Here is a 17,125-nt window from a genome sequence, read left to right as displayed (position 1 = left end):
CAACGACAAGGCATGACATGCCAAAAATTTTGGCACTGGCATTCATCGACACACTGTTGAGTTCTCAAAGAACACGCACAACCACCACCACCCGGACACTCCCAGGCGAACTGCGGCCGCACCTGCTTTACCGACTGTAACACATCTGAATCCCGTATTCGGCCCTCATTTGTGCAACTTTTCCAGTCTACCTCATCGCCCTCACCGGCGCAAACCGGCTGCCGGCTCTGAAGTAGTGGCTAGTCAGCGAATCCAGAGGAGCTTTCCGGCGTCGCCGGGCGTCTCGCTCTGACTTGAACCAAGTTACGCGACGGCGTGCGTCTTGCCAAATCGGGGGGGCGGCAACGTTCGATCGAAATCATTCCTGTTCACGTGGCCTTTCCGCGGGCCGCGGCATCGCGCGCCCCCAATCAGGGCGTCGGTGACGCTCGGCACAGGAGGCGGCGCTGAGGGCTCTGACGGCCTGCAACACCGCCCCCGCCACGGCTACGGACGTACGCGCCGGATGCCGGCGAAGTGCTTCTTCCCCCGCCGCACGACGAGCCACTCCCCGTCCAGGAAGTCACTCGGCTCTGGCGCCCAGTCCTCCTCGCCGATCCGGAGGTTGTTCACCGAGACACCGCCCTCGCGGACGGTACGACGCGCGGCCCCCCTGCTCGCCGACAGGCCACCGGCCACCAGCAGATCGACGATCGAGTCCGGTGCCCCCGGCGTGAGCTCGGCCACCGGTGCCTCCGCCAGCGCCGCGGACAGCGTCGCAGAGTCGAGCTCGCCGAGGTCCGCCCTGCCGAACAGCGCCTGACTCGCCGTCTCGACTGCGCGGGTCTGCTCCTCGCCGTGCACCAGCGTCGTCATCTCCCGCGCCAAGCGGCGCTGGGCGGTACGGGCTTGCGGCCGCTCGTCGGTCTCCCGCTGCAGCTCGTCCAGCTCGCCGCGCTCGAGGAAGGTGAACCACCGCAGGTACTTGACCACGTCCGAGTCCGCGGTGTTGATGAAGTACTGGTACCAGGCGTACGGACTGGTCATCTCCGGGTCCAGCCACAGGCTTCCGCCTCCGGTGGACTTGCCGAACTTGTGTCCGTCGGCGGACGTCACGAGCGGCACTGTCAGACCATGCGCCGTCACGCCGTCCAGTTTACGGTTGAGGTCGACGCCGGCGACGATGTTGCCCCACTGGTCGGATCCGCCCACCTGCAGGCAGCAGCCGTGTTTGCGGCGCAGCTGCACGAAGTCGTTGGCCTGGAGCAGCATGTAGCTGAACTCCGTGTATGACATCCCGTCGGCCGCCAGCCGTTTGCGGACGGTGTCCCGCGCCAGCATGACGTTGACCGAGAAGTGCTTGCCGACGTCGCGCAGCAGGTCGATCGCCGACATCCGGCCGGTCCAGTCCATGTTGTTCTCGATGACGGCTCCGGTGGGCGAGTCGTCGAAGTCCACGAACCTCTCGAGCTGCGAGCGGATCCGCTGCGACCACTGCGCGACGGTGTCGGCCGAGTTCATCGAGCGCTCGCCCACGTCGCGCGGATCGCCGATCAGTCCGGTGGCGCCGCCCGCCATCACGATCGGCCGGTGGCCCGCACGCTGGAAACGCTTGAGCGCCAGCAGCGGGACGAGATGCCCGGCGTGCAGGCTCGGCCCGGTGGGGTCGAATCCCGCATACAGGGTCACCGGCCCGGCGGCGAGCGCGGTCCGCAGCGCGTCGAGATCGGTCGACTGCGCGACCAAGCCGCGCCATTCGAGTTCGTCGAGAATGTTCGCAGTCACGGCATCAATCCTCCCGCATCCCGGCCGCGCGGGCGACACCGGTCAGTCTGCTGCCGGCCGCGCCCCGCCGGCCGACGGAATCTCAGCCGCGCGGCGGATCGGCACGCGGGCTGCGGCGGTACGTGGACACCGCGGGGCTGCCGTCCAACCACAACCGCCAGGGCACATCGGCGTTGACGCTGACGCCGACCCGCGGCCCGCTCCGCACCGCCGCATCGTCGACGGCGCCGGGCGGGGCGAGCGTCAGGCTGATAGCCGCCCCTGGTGCCAGCAGGTCCGCGCCGCTGTCGCCGAGCCCGATGCCCAGCACGCTGCCCAGATTGCCCGGGCCGCGACCCAGCGCCGCGTCCGTGCGGGCGGCGGCACGGCGGTCCACCGCTGCGGCGCGCCCGCCGGCGACCTCACCGGCGCGCAACAACACGGCCCACCCGGCGCCCTCGAGCCCCGCGCTGACGTTCATGCAGGTGTGGATGCCGTAGCTGCGGTAGACGTACAGGTGGCCGGCGGGACCGAACATCACGCGGTTCCGAGGGGTCATGCCCCGGTAGGCGTGCGACGCGGGATCCGCCGAGCCGCGGTAGGCCTCCACCTCGACGATGCGCACCGCCACACCGTTCGCCGTGAAGTGCGCGCCCAACAGGGCGCGGGCCGCAGTGAGCGGCTCGGTCGCCAGCAGCGTACGGGCCGCCTCACCGCTCACGCGCTCCCCTGGGTCGCCGCACGATCCCGTCACGACGCGGCGATGAGCGACGACCGCAGCTCCGGGGTCAGCACTGTGTAGTGCCCTGAGCCGCGGTCGTAGCCGAAGACCCCGTCCCCCGCCGCGGGGAGGCCGTCCGCCACGAACCCCGCGCTGATGGGGCGGTACCAGTGGGTCCGCGGAATCGTCTCGACCACGTGGACGACGGCGGGGCGGTTGCCCGCCGGGAGCACGGAGACCGCCTCGTCGAGGTCGGACGCCTGCAACGCATCACCGGCACGGACCGTCACCGCGGCGACCGCCGCCTGCGCCCCGCCCGCGTCGACGCCGTAGGCCACCGCCCCGGTGACCTCCGGCAGACGGCCCAGCGCGTCGACCACGGGCAGCCGGTAGACGGGTCCGTCGGCCCCGTTCACGACGCCTTCGACGGTGTCGATCATCCAGTAGTCGCCGTCGGAATCCAGGTAGAACAGGTCATGGGATTGCGCCCACGCGTCACCCGATTCGAATACCCCGCGCAGCACCGTCGCGGGAATGTCCATGTCCGGCAGCACCTTCGAAAGCAGTCGGCCAACCTCGCCTTCACGCGCCTGCCGTACGAGCCCGTCGTCGTCCTCCTGGTAGGTCCCGGCCTCGACGTCGAAGGCGGCCAGGCGCACCGGCGCGCTGCCCGGAAGCGGTCGGCCCTTGGCGCCGGGCTTCTTCTGCGACAGATTCGCCAGGACCGCGCCGCCCTCGGTGGACGCGTAGAACTCCACCACCTGGGCTGGCGCGAACGCCTCGGTCACCGACTCCCACAGGCCCGCCGGCATGCCGGATCCGATGAACATGCGGATGGGATGGTGTGCGCCGAGCGCGGGCGCCGAGTCATCGACCAGGTCGCGCATCTGCGTCCACGTATAGGACACGACCGTGACCCCATACCGCGGAACCTCTTCGACGAACCGCGCCCGATCGAACCTGCCGGTGAGCGCGATGCGCGCCCCGCCGGCGACCGCGCCCCCCACGCTGGTGAGCAGCCCGGACGGGTGGTTCAGGGGCGTGAGGCAGTAGACGGTGTCGCCGTGGCCGAGCGCAGCGGCGCTGGCCGTACCGAAGGCGGACAGCGCCCAGCGCCGGTTGGTGATGCGCCGCGCCTCCACCTGCCCGCCAGACTCGGCGAACATGATGAAGGCGAGGTCGCGCGCCCGGCCGGGGTCCGGCCGGTACCACTTCGGCAGGCGGACCGTCGTCGGGTCGATCTTCTCCATGTCCACTACCTGGTCACGCCCACGCAGGTCGAGTTCGCGCGCGTCGCCGCCGCCGAGCACCAGGACCCGGCACCCTGCCTCCGCGGCCTCCGCGAGGCTCTCCGGATCCGCCAACACGGTGGTGACCGAGGTGAGCGCCACAGCGGGCCGGAGCCCCTCGCCCATCGGCAGCAGCACGGCCACCGCGCCCAGCCGTGAGAGCGCCGCGATGGCCACGAGCGCGCTCGGGCGCGTCTCCATCAGGACGCCGACCTCCGCCCCCTGGCGCACGCCGGCGTGGATGAGCCCGCGGACCACGTTGTCGATGCGCTCGTCGACGGCCTTATTGGTGTGCACCCGGTCCTCGAACAGGAAGCACTCGCCGTCAGGCGCCGCCTGGGCCTGCTCCGCGAGGAGCCCGCCGAAGGAGATGCGCGTGTGCGACTGCATCTCGCCGAGGCGCGCCAACCGGGGCAGAGTCCGCGCCGCCTCCTCTGCGATCGCGACCGCGCTGCGGGTGACGCCGAGCGTCAGACCGACGATGCTCCGCGTGGCGCCGATGCCCGCCTCGGTGAGCGTGGTGACGCCGTGGGACAGGCGGGAGGCCACCGTTACGCCGGAGTCGCCGGGTTCGCCCTCGTCCGGCTCCATCGGGTGGATGCGCTCGCTGAGCTCCGCCGCGCCGTTCCGCGCGCCGGCCTCCTGCCAGAGGATCCACGACGCCGTGCCCGGCCATGTCAGGTCCGCCGCCGTGGACCCGACGACGAGGCCGAAGTGCCCGGACGGCAGGCGATGCTCGTAGACGTCCGCTTTGGGCGCCGCCTTGACGATGCCCTGCACGGCGACCGGCTGGCCGATGTCGTCGACGTCGCCGACGAAGGCCAGGACCGGGCAGGTGATCTCGGCGAGGCTCACGAGCCGACCGTCGATGACGAACCCGCCGGTCATCATGCGGTTGTGAGCGATGAACTGCTTGAGCAGTTCGGCGATGGCCGGCCCCGCATAGGCGACGAAGCCGTCGTTCTCCAGGAACCTGCGCTGCGGCTCCCGCGGCAGGAGCGCGTCGCGATCGTGCAGCTGGCGCACGAAGTCCAGCCGCGACTTGGCCGTCTTCACCGGGTCGAGCAGCTGGAACCCCAGCCGCGCACCCCAGGCCGGCAGATAGAGGTGCCTCAGCACGTGGTCGGCCAGCAGGTCGGCGCCTCGGGTCGCAAGCGCGACGGGCAGCCCGAAGGGCAGTCCGGCGAGCGTGTCGACCGGACTTCCGAAGGTGATGACGCTGGCAAGACCGGCAGACTGGCGGTAGGCGGCCGCCTGGTAGGCGAACATGCCCCCCTGCGAGTACCCGGCCAGGTGGACGTCGCGTCCGGTGCGCTCGCGGATCGTGTCGACGGCCTGGCTCACCGCCACGATATGGTCCGCGAGGTTGCGTCCCAGGCCGCCGGCCTCCGTGTCGGGAGAACCGAAATCGATGACCCAGGGGTCCACCCCGTGGTCGTGCAGCACTCCCGCCCCGCCCTTGTCGCGGGTGACGTCGTAGACCTCGGCGTCGAGCATCATCGGCGGGATCAGCAGGATCGGCGGCCGGTCCGATGTCTCGTCGACAGTGTGCACGGATCCCGGGAAATACCGGCGCAGCCGGTACATCGGGCGCCGCTCGACCACCTCGAAGGGGGACTTCTCCGGCTCCATCTCCAGCCCGCCCAGGCGCAGGACCTCCAGGCCGTTCTGCGCGGTGGCGAGCACCCTGTTGACCGTGTTCGCCACCGACCTGCCGCCGATGATCACCTGCGCACCTGCCTCTCCCCTGGTCCCGCGTGCCGCGGCGGCTCCTCCACTGCGCCGGCCCGGTCGCGGGCGGACGCGCGCCGTGCGTCAGGAACTGCTGTGCGTCAGCTCGCGCCGCAACGATGAAAGTGTCTCACGTACGCCCGCGAGCTGTTCGGTGACGCGTGTCTCCGCGGTGCCGCCCTTCGCATCACGCGAGGCGATCGACCCCGCGACCGACAGCACCCCGCGCACGTCCGGCGTGAGATGCGGATCGACGGCGGCGAGCGCGTCGTCGGACAGTCCGTCCAGGCCCACGCCCCGCTCCTCGGCGGCACGGACGCATCCGCCGGCGGCCTCGTGCGCGACACGGAACGGCACGCCGCGCCGCACCAGCCACTCGGCGATGTCCGTCGCCAGGGTGAAGCCGGCCGGGGCCAGTTCGGCCATCCGTTCCTCGTGGAACTCCAGTGTGGACACGAGGCCGGTCACCGCCGGCAGCAGCAACTCCAGCTGCGCCACCGAGTCGAACACCGGCTCCTTGTCCTCCTGCAGGTCGCGGTTGTACGCCAGGGGCTGCGCCTTGAGTGTGGCCATGAGCCCGGTCAGATTGCCGATGAGCCGCCCCGTCTTGCCGCGCACCAGCTCAGCGACGTCGGGGTTTTTCTTCTGCGGCATGATCGACGAACCGGTGGACCAGGCGTCGGCCAGGGTGACGTACCCGAACTCCGCGGTAGACCAGGTGATGACTTCTTCGGACAGCCGCGACAGGTCCACCGCGATCATGGCGAAGACGAAGGCCGCCTCGGCCGCGAAGTCGCGTGCGGCGGTGCCGTCGATGGAGTTCTCCGAGGAAGACGCGAATCCGAGATCGGCTGCGATCGCCTCCGGGTCGAGCCCCAGGGAAGATCCGGCGAGCGCGCCCGAGCCGTACGGGGACACCGCCAGCCGCACGTCGAGGTCCGCCAGGCGCTGCACGTCCCGTAGCAGCGGATGCGCATGCGCCAGCAGATGGTGCGAGAGCAGGATCGGCTGCGCGTGCTGCAGGTGCGTGCGCCCCGGCATCGGCGCGCCCATGTGCGCGTCGGCCTGATCGGCCAGCGCGGCCACCACGTCGAGTACGCCGGCGGCGACCCGCCGCGCGGCCTCCCGCAGCCACATCCGGAACAACGTCGCCACCTGGTCGTTGCGGGAACGGCCCGCGCGCAGACGCCCGCCCACCGCAGGTCCGACCCGATCGATGAGCCCGCGCTCGAGGGCGCCGTGCACGTCCTCGTCGGATGCGGCCGGGCCGAAGGCACCGGAGGCGACGTCGTCGGCGAGTTCCCTCAGCCCACGGATCATCTCCGTGTGGTCGGCGTCCGAGAGCAGCCCGGCGTGGTGGAGCACGTCGGCGTGCGCCTGCGAGGCACGCACATCGTACGGGGCCAGCACCCAGTCGAAATGCGTCGACTTGCTCAGCGCGGCCATCGCCTCCGCCGGCCCCGAGGCGAAGCGGCCGCCCCACAGCGCCCCCTCGTTGGTGCCGCGCTTGTCCTCGTGGGTGTTTCCGGACTCCTCCGTGCGCTCCGAACCCACCGTGCGCTCCGTATCCACCGTGTGCTCCGTATCCACCTTGTGCTCCTCGACGTCCGTTGACGGTGCGGTCCCCGGCACGGCCGTCGCCGGCCGCACCGGGGACCGGCGGATGCGATCGCGGCCGCTGACCTACAGGCCCAGGTCCCGCTTCGCCGCCACCTTGCTCGACAGGCCGTGGATCTGGACGAAGCCCTTGGCGGACGACTGGTCGAACGAATCGCCCTCGTCGTAGGTGGCCAGGTTGAAGTCGTAGAGCGACTCGCCGCTGCGGCGGCCGTTGACCGTGATGCCGCCGCCGTGCAGGACCAGGCGGATGTCACCGGAGACGCGCTCCTGCGTCTTGTCGACGAAGGTGTCCAGCGCGGTCTTGAGCGGCGAGAACCACAGGCCGTCGTACACCAGCTCGCCCCAGCGCTGCTCGGTCTGCCGCTTGAAGCGGCCCAGCTCGCGCTCGAGGGTGACGTGCTCGAGTTCCTGGTGCGCGGTGATGAGCACCATCGCGCCGGGCGCCTCGTAGATCTCGCGGCTCTTGATGCCGACGAGACGGTCTTCGACCACGTCCAGGCGGCCCACGCCCTGCGCGCCCGCGCGGCGGTTGAGCTCCTCGATCGCATCCAGCACCGACACCGGGCGGCCATCGATCGCCACAGGCCGGCCCTTGTCGAAGGAGATGATCAGCTCGTCCGGCGCCTGCCAGTTGATAGTGGGGTCCTCGGTGTAGCTGTAGACATCCTTGGTGGGCGCGTTCCACAGGTCCTCGAGGAAGCCCGTCTCCACCGCGCGGCCCCACACGTTCTGGTCGATCGAGAACGGCGACTTCTTGGTGACGTTGATCGGGATGTCGTTCTGCTCGGCGAAGGCGATCGCTTTCTCCCGGGTCCAGGCGTAGTCGCGCACCGGGGCGATGACGTCGAGGTCGGGCGCGAGAGAACTGAAGCCCACCTCGAACCGCACCTGGTCGTTGCCCTTGCCGGTGCAGCCGTGCGCCACCGTCGTGCCGCCGTGCGACCGGGCGGCCTCGACGAGGTGCTTGACGATCAACGGCCGGCTGATGGCCGAGACCAGCGGGTACCGGTCCATGTACAGCCCATTGGCGGCGATCGTGGGCAGGCAGTACTCGTCCGCGAACTCGTTGCGGGCGTCCACCACGACCGCCTCGACGGCGCCGCAGTCCAGCGCGCGCTGCCGCACCGTCCCCATGTCCTCGCCACCCTGGCCCAGGTCGATCGCCACGGCGACGACCTCCTTGCCGGTCTCCTTGCCGATCCAGCTGATGGCCACCGAAGTGTCCAGCCCGCCCGAATAGGCGAGAATCACGCGATCAGCCATGGTGTGCGCTCCTTATCGTTCCGATATGTCGTCTGCAAAGTTCCACTCCGCGCGGCGGCGGACCGCCCGGCGCCGCCGCCGTTCCGGTCCCGCCCCGCTCCGCCCGCCAATCGTGTCACGTCAACGCCCCGTGAGCGCACTCAGGCGGTCCGCCAGGTCCGCGCCCGTCGTGGGGTCGCGGGCGATCACCGCGATGGTGTCGTCGCCGGCGATCGTGCCCACGACCTCCGTCAGCCCGGCACGGTCGAGAGCACTCGCCAGGAACGAGGCCGCCCCCGGCGGAGTGCGCAGCACCGCGATGTTGCCGCTCGCGTCCGCGGAGACCAGGAGCTCGCCCAGCAGCCGCGCCAGCCGGTCGGTGCCGCCGACCGCCCCGCGCACCGGGCTGCCGTCCTCCGGCACCACGTAGACGCCCACCCCGCCGTCGACGCCGCGCAGCTTGACAGCGCCCAGGTCGTCGAGATCACGGGAGATCGTCGCCTGTGTCGCCCCGATGCCGTCCTTGGCGAGCAGCGCCTGCAGCTCCGGCTGACTGCGCACCTGGTGGGCGGTCAGGATCGACACGATCCTGGCCTGCCGGGCGGCGCGCGTCGCGGCCGGGCGCGGTTCCTCGCTCATCTCCGGCCCCGGCTCACTGGTGGTCCAGCAGCCACACCATCAGCGCCTTCTGGGCGTGCAGCCGGTTCTCCGCCTCGTCCCACACCACTGCGCGCGGCCCGTCGAGCACGTCGGCGGTGATCTCGTTGCCGCGGTATGCGGGCAGACAGTGCAGCACGATCGAATCGGGTGCAGAAAGTGCCAAGATCGCGTCGTCGAGCTGGTAGGGCCGCAGGTCCGCCAGGCGCCCGGCCTTCTCGTCCTCCTGCCCCATCGACACCCAGGTGTCGGTGACGAGCACGTCCGCCCCCTCCGCGGCCGCCCGCGGGTCGGTGCCGACGGTGACGCTGCCTCCGGTTTCCGCGGCGCGGCGGCGCGCCGCGTCGACGACGGGCTCGGCGGGCAGGTATCCACGGGGCCCCGCGATGCGCACGTGCATGCCCGCGGTGGCGCCGCCGAGCATGAGCGAATTCGCCATGTTGTTGGCGCCGTCGCCCAAGTAGGTCAGCGTCAGGCCCGCCGTGGCGCCCTTGTGTTCGCGGATCGTGAGCAGGTCGGCCAGCACCTGGCACGGGTGGAAGTCATCGGTGAGCGCGTTGATCAGCGGCACCGTCGCGTTGCTGGCGAACGCCTCCACCCGGTCCTGCCCATAAGTGCGCCACACGACCATCTCGACGTACCGCGACAGCACCCGCGCGGTGTCCTCGATGGTCTCCCCCTTGCCGATCTGGGTGCTCGACGACTCGACGACGATCGCGTGGCCGCCGAGCTCCGTGATCCCCGCGTCGAAGGACATGCGGGTGCGTGTGGAGGTCTTGTCGAACAGCACCGCGACCGACTTCGGCCCGTCCAGCGGCCTCCGCGAATAAGGCCGGGACTTCAGCGTGACGGCCAGGTCGAGCACCTCCGCCTGCTCCGCCGGGGTGAGGTCGTCGTCGCGGAGGATATGCCGTGTCATGCGCGCTTCCCTTCCGTGTCCGTGGCGGCTTCCGAGACCGCGTCCGCGGCCGCCGCATCGGTCGCCGCGTCGAGCAGCCCCGGCAGCGCGGCGACGAAACCCGCCGCCTGCTCACCGCTGAGGATCAGCGGGGGCGCGATGCGGATCACGTCCGGACGCGGCGCGTTGATCAGGTAGCCCGCGGCGCGTGCCGCCGCCTCCGCCTGCTTGGCCACCGGCGCCGTCAGAACGATCCCCAGCAGCAGGCCTTCGCCGCGGACGTGGTCGATCTTGGGGTGTCCGAGCGCCTCGACATCCGACGTGATCGTCCGGCCCAGCTGCGCGACGTGGCCGAGCAGACCGCCGGATTCGATGGTCTCCAGCACCGCGAGCGCGGCCGCCGCACACACCGGGTTGCCGCCGAACGTGGTGCCGTGGTGGCCGGGCCCGAACAGCTCCGCGGCGTCGCCGACGGCGATGCACGCGCCGATCGGCAGCCCGCCGCCGAGGCCCTTCGCGAGCGTGACGACGTCGGGCACCACGCCGGCGCTCTGGTGCGCGAACCACCGGCCCATGCGCCCGACACCCGTCTGCACCTCGTCGAGCATGAGCAGCGCACCGCGCTCGGCGGTGATCCGCCGCGCCGCCGCCAGATACCCGGCCGGGGGCACGACCACGCCGATCTCGCCCTGGACCGGCTCGAGCATCACCGCCGCCGTCCGCTCGTCGACCGCCGCCTCCAGGGCGGCGACGTCGCCGAACGGGACGAACTCGACGCCCGGGGGCATCGGTTCGAACGGCGCGCGCTTGTCCGGCTGCCCGGTCATGGCGAGCGCGCCCATGGTGCGGCCGTGGAACCCGCCTTCGGCCGCGATGATCTTGGGCCGTCCCGTGCGCCGGGCGATCTTGAACGCCGCCTCGTTGGCTTCGGTGCCCGAGTTGCACAGGAACGTCCGGCCCGGCTGACCGAGCTTGTCCAGCAGTGCCTCCGACAGCGCGACGGGCGGCTCGCTGGCATACAGGTTGGACACGTGGCCGAGCGTGGTCAGCTGGCGGTGCACCGCGTCGACCACGGCGGGATGGCCGTGGCCGAGGCAGTTGACGGCGATGCCGCCGAGCAGGTCCAGGTAGCGCTTGCCGTCGGCGTCGGTGAGCACGGCGCCCTCGCCGCGCGCCAGTGCCACCCCGGGCACGCCGTAGGTGTTCATCAGCGAGTCCGACCAGCGGTGCTGCAATGGTCCGGTCATGCGCGTGCAGTCTCCTGTCGTGAATCCCCCGGGTCCGCCGTCGGCGTGACCATGGTGCCGATGCCCTCCTCCGTGAGCAGCTCGAGCAGTACCGAATGTCCCAGCCGACCGTCGATGACGTGGGCGCTCGGCACCCCGCCGTGCACCGCGCGCAGGCAGGCCTCCATCTTGGGCACCATGCCGGAATCCAAGCGCGGCAGCAGCTGCTCCAGCGCCGCCGCATCGATGCGGCTGACCAGAGAATCACGGTCGGGCCACTCGGTGTAGAGCCCCTCGACGTCGGTCAGGACGACGAGCTTCTCCGCGCCGATCGCCGCAGCCAGCGCGCCTGCGGCGGTGTCGGCGTTGACGTTGTGCACTACGCCGCCCGCATCCGGCGCCACAGTGGACACCACCGGGATGCGCCCGGCATCGATGAGGTCGAGGACCGCATCGGGGTTCACCGACGCGATGTCGCCGACGAGACCGATGTCGGTGGCGACACCCTCGACCATCACGCTGCGCTGCGCCGCCGTGAACAGGTGGGCATCCTCGCCGGAGATGCCCACCGCGTACGGTCCGTGCGCGTTGATCAGGCCCACCAGCTCGCGGCCCACCTGGCCGAACAGCACCATGCGCACCACGTCCATCACCTCGGGCGTGGTCACGCGGAAGCCGCCCTTGAACTCGCCCTCCATGCCTAGGCGCGCCAGCATCGAGCTGATCTGCGGACCGCCGCCGTGGACCACCACCGGCTGGATGCCGACCGTGCGCAGGAACACCATGTCCGCCGCGAAGGCGCGCTTGAGGTCGTCGTCGATCATCGCGTTGCCGCCGTACTTGACGACGACGGTGCGGCCGCGGAACTGCTGCAACCAGGGCAGCGCCTCGGCGAGGACATACGCCTTGTCCATCGCGGTGAGCGCGCCCAGCGCCGGCGACGGCGCCGTCGGCCTGTGCACGGTGGTCCCCTCGTCCCGCGTCATTCCGGTTCCCCAGTCCTCTGCCGCCCTGTTGTCCGCCGCCCTGTTGTCCGCGGCCTTGTTGTCGGCTGCCCGGCCGTCTCCTTTCACGACGAGTAGGCCGAGTTCTCTTCGACGTACGCGTGCGACAGGTCGGTGGTGCGGATGGAGGCCACGCCGTCGCCCATGCCCAGCTCGACGAGCACGTGGATGTCCTCGCCGCTCAGGTCCACCTCCCGGGCGCCGGGCGCACCCATGCCGTCGATACACACGGGGTCCCCGTTGAACGACACCCGGATGCGGTCGGGGTCCAACGCGATGGGGGCGATCCCGATCGCGGCCAGCACCCGCCCCCAGTTGGGGTCCGAGCCGAACAGCGCGGTCTTGACCAGGCTGTCGCGGGCGACGGCGCGGGCGCCGATGAGCGCCTCGTCCTCGTTCGACGCGCCCACCACCGTGATGCGGACGCGCTTGGTCACGCCCTCCGCGTCCGCCATCATCTGCTCCGCCAGGCTGTCGCACACCGCCAGCACGGCGGCGTCGAGCTGGTCCTGGGGCGCTCTCACGCCGCTCGCACCCGACGCGAGCAGCAGCACCGTGTCGTTGGTGGAGGTGGCCCCGTCGATGTCGAGCCGGTCGAAGGTGCGCGCGGTCGCCTTCCGCAACGCCTCCTCCAGCTGCCCGGGCGCCGCCGCCACGTCGGTGGTGAGCACGCACAGCATCGTCGCCAGCGACGGCGCCAGCATGCCCGCGCCCTTGGCCATCCCGCCCACATTCCACTTGCCGGCGTGGTGCACGGCCGCCTGCTTGGTGACGGTGTCGGTGGTCATGATGGCCCGCGCGGCCGCGTCGCCACCGGTGAGCCCGCCGCCGAGCTCGTGCACGATCTCGCGCACCCCGGCCAGCAGCGCCTCCATCGGCAGCCGATCGCCGATGAGCCCCGTGGAGCACACCGCCACCTCGCCGGCGCCCGTCTCGCTGCCCCAGTCGCTGAGCGCTTCGGCCGCCTCCTCCGCGGTGCGGTGCGCGTCCTGGAATCCGGGTGCGCCCGTGCACGCGTTGGCGCCCCCCGAGTTGAGGATCACCGCCCGCAGACGTCCGTCCTGAAGGGCCTGCGACGACCACAGCACCGGCGCGGCCTTGACCTTGTTGCGCGTGAACACGCCCGCGGCCGCGAAGTCCGGCCCCTCGTTGAGCAGCAGGGCCAGGTCCGGGCGTCCGCTCGCCTTGAGACCGGCGGCGATGCCCGCGGCCCGGAACCCGGCCGCGGCGGTGACGCCCTGATCGGTCACCACCCGGGTCTCCGCCTGCGCGTGTTGCGCGGCGCCCGCTGAATCCGCTGAATCGGTCATGGTGCCACCCCTGCGATCGGTAGGCCCTGGGTCTCCGGCAGCCCCAGGGCGAGGTTCATCGACTGGACCGCGCCGCCCGCAGTGCCCTTGGTCAGGTTGTCCAGCGCGGCCAGCGCCACGAGGCGCCCCGCGCGCTCGTCCACGGTGACCTGCACGTGCACGGCGTTGGATCCGACGACGGAGCTGGTCTGCGGCAGCTGTCCCTGCGGGAGCACGTGCACGAACGGCTCTTCGGCGTAGGCCTTCTCATACACCGCGTGCATCGCGGCCTCGTCCGGTTCCACGCCGGGCGCCAGCGGCGCGACGCACGTGGCCAGGATCCCGCGTGCCATCGGCGCGAGGACGGGTGTGAACGACACCGACACCTCGCCGCCCGCGAACCGCGAGAGGTTCTGGATGATCTCCGGCGTGTGCCGGTGCGCCCCGCCGACGCCGTAGGCGCGCGCCGAGCCGATGATCTCCGAGCCCAGCAGGTCCGTGCGCAGCGACCGTCCGGCGCCGGACGAGCCGCTGACGGCTACGACGGTGACCTCCGGGCGCACGAGCCCGGCCGCCACGGCGGGCGTGATCGCGAGATTCGCGGTGCTCGGGTAGCAGCCGGGCACCGCGATCCGCTTCGCCCCGCGCAGCGCCTCCCGGTTGCCTGGCAATTCCGGCAGGCCGTACGGCCAGGTTCCGGCGTGGTCGCCGCCGTAGTAGCGCTCCCACTCGGCGGCCTCCCCCAACCGGAAGTCCGCGCCGCAGTCGATGATCGTCACCGTTTCCGGCAGCTTGGCGGCGATCTCGGCCGACTTGCCGTGCGGCAGCGCCAGGAAGACCACGTCGTGGCCGCCGAGCACGTCGAGGCTCGTGTCCTCCAGGATGCGGCCTGCCAGGGGCGTCAGGTGCGGCTGCAGCGAGCCCAGCGACGCGCCCGCGTTGCCGCCGGCCGTCAGCGCACCGATCTCGATGGAACCGTCCTGGACGCCCGGATGCCCCAGCAGGAGGCGCAGGATCTCCCCTCCCGCGTAACCACTGGCACCGGCGACCGCAACCTTCGTCCTCATGCGTATGAGTATGCACGCTCCCGAATCTTCATGCAAGATCCGTGAGAGGCCCCAGCCCGCGCACCGACTCAGCTGCGGAGCTCGGCCCCCACCGCGGCGGCGGCCGCGGCCACCGCCTCCTCACGGTGCACGCTGACCTCGTCCTCGGTGAGCGTCCTGTCTCCGGCGCGGAAGGTGAGCGCATAGGCCAGCGACTTGCGCCCGGAACCCAGCTGGTCGCCCGTGAACACGTCGAACAGCGTCAGATCCTCGAGCAACGCGCCGGCGCCCTGGCGCAGGGCCGCCTCGACCGCCGCCGCGGGTACCGCGGCGTCCACCACGACCGCCACGTCCTGCAGCACCGCCGGATAGGCCGAGATGGCGGGCGCCGGGTAGTTCTCGGTGATCGGCAGCGCGTCCAGGTCGATCTCGACCGCGCACGTGCGGGCCGGCAGGCCCGCACGCTCGAGCACGGCGGGATGCAGCTCACCGGCATACCCGACGGTGTGCCCGCCCACCGACAGCCGCGCGCACCGCCCCGGATGCCAGGGAAGATACTGCGCGGCCTCGGTCTCCAGCTCGAGCCCCGCGGTCCGGGCGACGAGCCGGGCCGCATCGATGGCGTCGGCCGCGTCGGCCGGGCGTCCCGGCCCCCACTGCCCCCGCGGCTCACGCAGCCCGGTCAGCACCGCGCCGACGTGCACCGGCTGATCCGGAAGCGAGTCGATCAGCATACTGATCTGCGCGTCGCTGGGGCGCCGGTCCACCGGAAGAGCCGGCACCGGCGCGGTACCGGAGTGCGGATGGACCACCTGGGCGATGGAGAACAACGACAGGTCACGTCGGCCGCGGCCGACGTTGCGGGCGACGATCTCCAGGAGCCCTGGAAGCAGGGTGGTCGCCAGCTCGGGACGGTCCGCCTCCAGCGGGTTGAGCACCGCGGAGGTGACGCGGCGCGGGTCGTCGGCGTCCAATCCCCAGGTGTCGAAGACCGCGGCCGGCAGGAACGGGCCGGGCAGCACCTCGACGTATCCGCCGTGCGCGAGGGCGCGCCCGACGGACCGGCGGCGGCGCTGACGCGGGGTGAGGCCCCGGCCGGCGGGGGTCGCCGGCACCACCGACGGGATCATCTCGAGCCCCTCGAGTCGCAGCACCTCCTCGACCAGGTCGGCGGGCCGGTCCAGGTCGGGGCGCCAAGTCGGCGGCGTCACCGCGAGCACGTCCCCGTCGTCCCCGTCGTCGCTGACATCGCAGCCGACCTGCCGCAGCCGGCGCTCCACCGCGCCGGGCGCGTAGCCGATGCCGGCGACCCGCGCGGGCAGCCCGGCGGACATCATGATCTCGGCGGCCTCCGGCACGTGGCCGACATCCGTGAGCACAGGCTCCACCCGGCCGCCGGCTACTGCGACGAGCAGCGCCGCGGCACGGTCGAGTGCGGCGGCCGCGACCGCCGGGTCCACGTTGCGTTCGAACCTGCGGCTCGCCTCGCTGGGCAGCTTGTGGCGCCGCGCCGTCTTGAACACGGCGAGCGGATCCCAGCAGGCGGCCTCGAGGAGGATGCGCGTGGACGCGTCGCGGACCTCGGTGGACTCGCCGCCCATCACCCCGGCGAGCGAGACGGGGCCGGAGTCGTCGCAGATCACGACGTCTTCGGGGTCCAGCACGCGTTCAACCCCGTCGAGGGTGGTGAGGGACTCGCCCCGCGCCGCGCGCCGCACGACCAGCCCGCCGTGCACCCGGTCGGCGTCGAAGGCGTGCAGCGGCTGGCCCAACTCGAGCATCACATAGTTGGTCACATCGACGGCCGGGGAGATGGGCCGGATGCCGGAGAGCAGCAGACGCCGGCGCATCCACCACGGCGTGAGCGCCGCGGGGTCCACGCCGGAGACCGCACGCATCGCGAAGCGCAGCGCCCCCGTCTCGGCACGCAGCTCCACCGCCGGACCCGCCCCTCGGGCTGGCAGGGGCGTCACCTCGGCCGGATCCGAATAGGCCAGGTCGAACCCGCAGGCCAGCTCCCGCGCCAGGCCGCGCAGGCTCAGGCAGTAGCCGCGGTCGGGCGTCACCGCGAGCTCGAACACGGAGTCGTCCAGCCCGAGCAGCGGCAGGGCGTCGTCTCCCGGCGCATGCCCGCCCTCCCCGCCCGCGCCCGACTCGAGCACGAGGATCCCGGAATGATCACTCCCCACGCCCAGTTCGGCCGGCGAGCAGATCATGCCGTCGGAGATCTGGTCGTAGGTCTTCCGCGAGGCGATGGCGAACCCGCCCGGGAGCTCCGCCCCCGGCAACGCGACGACGACCAGGTCGCCCTCGGCGAAGTTCCGTGCGCCGCACACGATGCTGCGCGGCTCCGGCTCCCCCACCTCCACCTGACAGTGCCGGATGGGCTTCTTGAACCCCTCGAGTTCGACGATCCGCGCCACCCGGCCCACGACGACGGGGCCGCGGACGGCCTCGAAACCGGTGACCTCCTCCACCTCGAGGCCCACGCGCACGAAGCCCGCGTCCAGCTCTGCGGGCGTCACCTGCCAGCCGGCGTTGGCCTGCTGCAGGGCCTCGGTCACCCAGGATTGCGCTACTCGCACGTTGCTTCGCTCTCTCGATCGTGGAAGTGGTGGATTTCGATCGCGGAGAAGTTGTTCGCAGTCTCCGCGGCACC

The 17,125-nt window shown here is 71.6% G+C and carries 12 protein-coding genes; all 12 read right to left on the bottom strand.

The window, feature by feature from the left end; translation table 11 throughout:
• Positions 1 to 486: 486 nt before the first annotated feature.
• Positions 487 to 1,764, bottom strand: coding sequence for a tyrosine--tRNA ligase (gene tyrS, locus JJ683_RS14840; RefSeq protein WP_200175255.1), 1,278 nt, complete (start codon positions 1,762 to 1,764; stop codon positions 487 to 489).
• An 82-nt stretch (positions 1,765 to 1,846) separates the two neighbouring features.
• Positions 1,847 to 2,464, bottom strand: a complete 618-nt coding sequence (locus JJ683_RS14835; RefSeq protein ID WP_200175253.1) for a DNA-3-methyladenine glycosylase — start codon at positions 2,462 to 2,464, stop codon at positions 1,847 to 1,849.
• Positions 2,465 to 2,493: 29 nt separating this feature from the next.
• A complete protein-coding gene (locus tag JJ683_RS14830) occupies positions 2,494 to 5,481 on the bottom strand; it encodes an AMP-binding protein (RefSeq protein ID WP_200175251.1) in 2,988 nt (995 codons plus the stop codon).
• An 87-nt stretch (positions 5,482 to 5,568) separates the two neighbouring features.
• Entirely contained in the window at positions 5,569 to 7,038 is a 1,470-nt protein-coding gene (argH, locus tag JJ683_RS14825; protein WP_200175263.1) for an argininosuccinate lyase, read from the bottom strand.
• Between the two features lie 129 nt (positions 7,039 to 7,167).
• Positions 7,168 to 8,367 carry an argininosuccinate synthase gene (locus JJ683_RS14820; protein ID WP_200175249.1) on the bottom strand — a complete coding sequence of 400 codons (1,200 nt, stop codon included), beginning with the start codon at positions 8,365 to 8,367 and terminating at the stop codon, positions 7,168 to 7,170.
• 120 nt (positions 8,368 to 8,487) lie between these two features.
• Positions 8,488 to 8,985 carry an arginine repressor gene (locus JJ683_RS14815; protein WP_200175247.1) on the bottom strand — a complete coding sequence of 166 codons (498 nt, stop codon included), beginning with the start codon at positions 8,983 to 8,985 and terminating at the stop codon, positions 8,488 to 8,490.
• Between the two features lie 13 nt (positions 8,986 to 8,998).
• Positions 8,999 to 9,922 carry an ornithine carbamoyltransferase gene (gene argF, locus JJ683_RS14810; RefSeq protein ID WP_200175245.1) on the bottom strand — a complete coding sequence of 308 codons (924 nt, stop codon included), beginning with the start codon at positions 9,920 to 9,922 and terminating at the stop codon, positions 8,999 to 9,001.
• On the bottom strand, positions 9,919 to 11,148 hold the full coding sequence (locus JJ683_RS14805) for an acetylornithine transaminase (protein WP_200175242.1): 1,230 nt from the start codon (positions 11,146 to 11,148) through the stop codon (positions 9,919 to 9,921). Before JJ683_RS14805 ends, argF begins: the two co-directional genes overlap by 4 nt.
• Positions 11,145 to 12,041: an acetylglutamate kinase gene (argB, locus tag JJ683_RS14800; RefSeq protein WP_200175261.1), complete on the bottom strand. Its 897-nt coding sequence runs from the start codon at positions 12,039 to 12,041 to the stop codon at positions 11,145 to 11,147. Before argB ends, JJ683_RS14805 begins: the two co-directional genes overlap by 4 nt.
• A 155-nt stretch (positions 12,042 to 12,196) precedes the next feature.
• Positions 12,197 to 13,441, bottom strand: a complete 1,245-nt coding sequence (gene argJ / locus JJ683_RS14795) for a bifunctional glutamate N-acetyltransferase/amino-acid acetyltransferase ArgJ (RefSeq protein WP_200175239.1) — start codon at positions 13,439 to 13,441, stop codon at positions 12,197 to 12,199.
• Entirely contained in the window at positions 13,438 to 14,487 is a 1,050-nt protein-coding gene (gene argC / locus JJ683_RS14790) for an N-acetyl-gamma-glutamyl-phosphate reductase (RefSeq protein WP_200175238.1), read from the bottom strand. Before argC ends, argJ begins: the two co-directional genes overlap by 4 nt.
• A 68-nt stretch (positions 14,488 to 14,555) precedes the next feature.
• Positions 14,556 to 17,051, bottom strand: coding sequence for a phenylalanine--tRNA ligase subunit beta (gene pheT, locus JJ683_RS14785; RefSeq protein WP_200175237.1), 2,496 nt, complete (start codon positions 17,049 to 17,051; stop codon positions 14,556 to 14,558).
• Between the last annotated feature and the right edge of the window lie 74 nt (positions 17,052 to 17,125).

The sequence above is a fragment of the Tomitella cavernea genome (genome assembly GCF_016599145.1).
GTDB classification, from domain to species: Bacteria; Actinomycetota; Actinomycetes; order Mycobacteriales; family Mycobacteriaceae; genus Tomitella; species Tomitella cavernae.
Note: the sequence above shows the minus strand (reverse complement) of the source record. Positions and strands in the feature narration are given on the sequence as shown.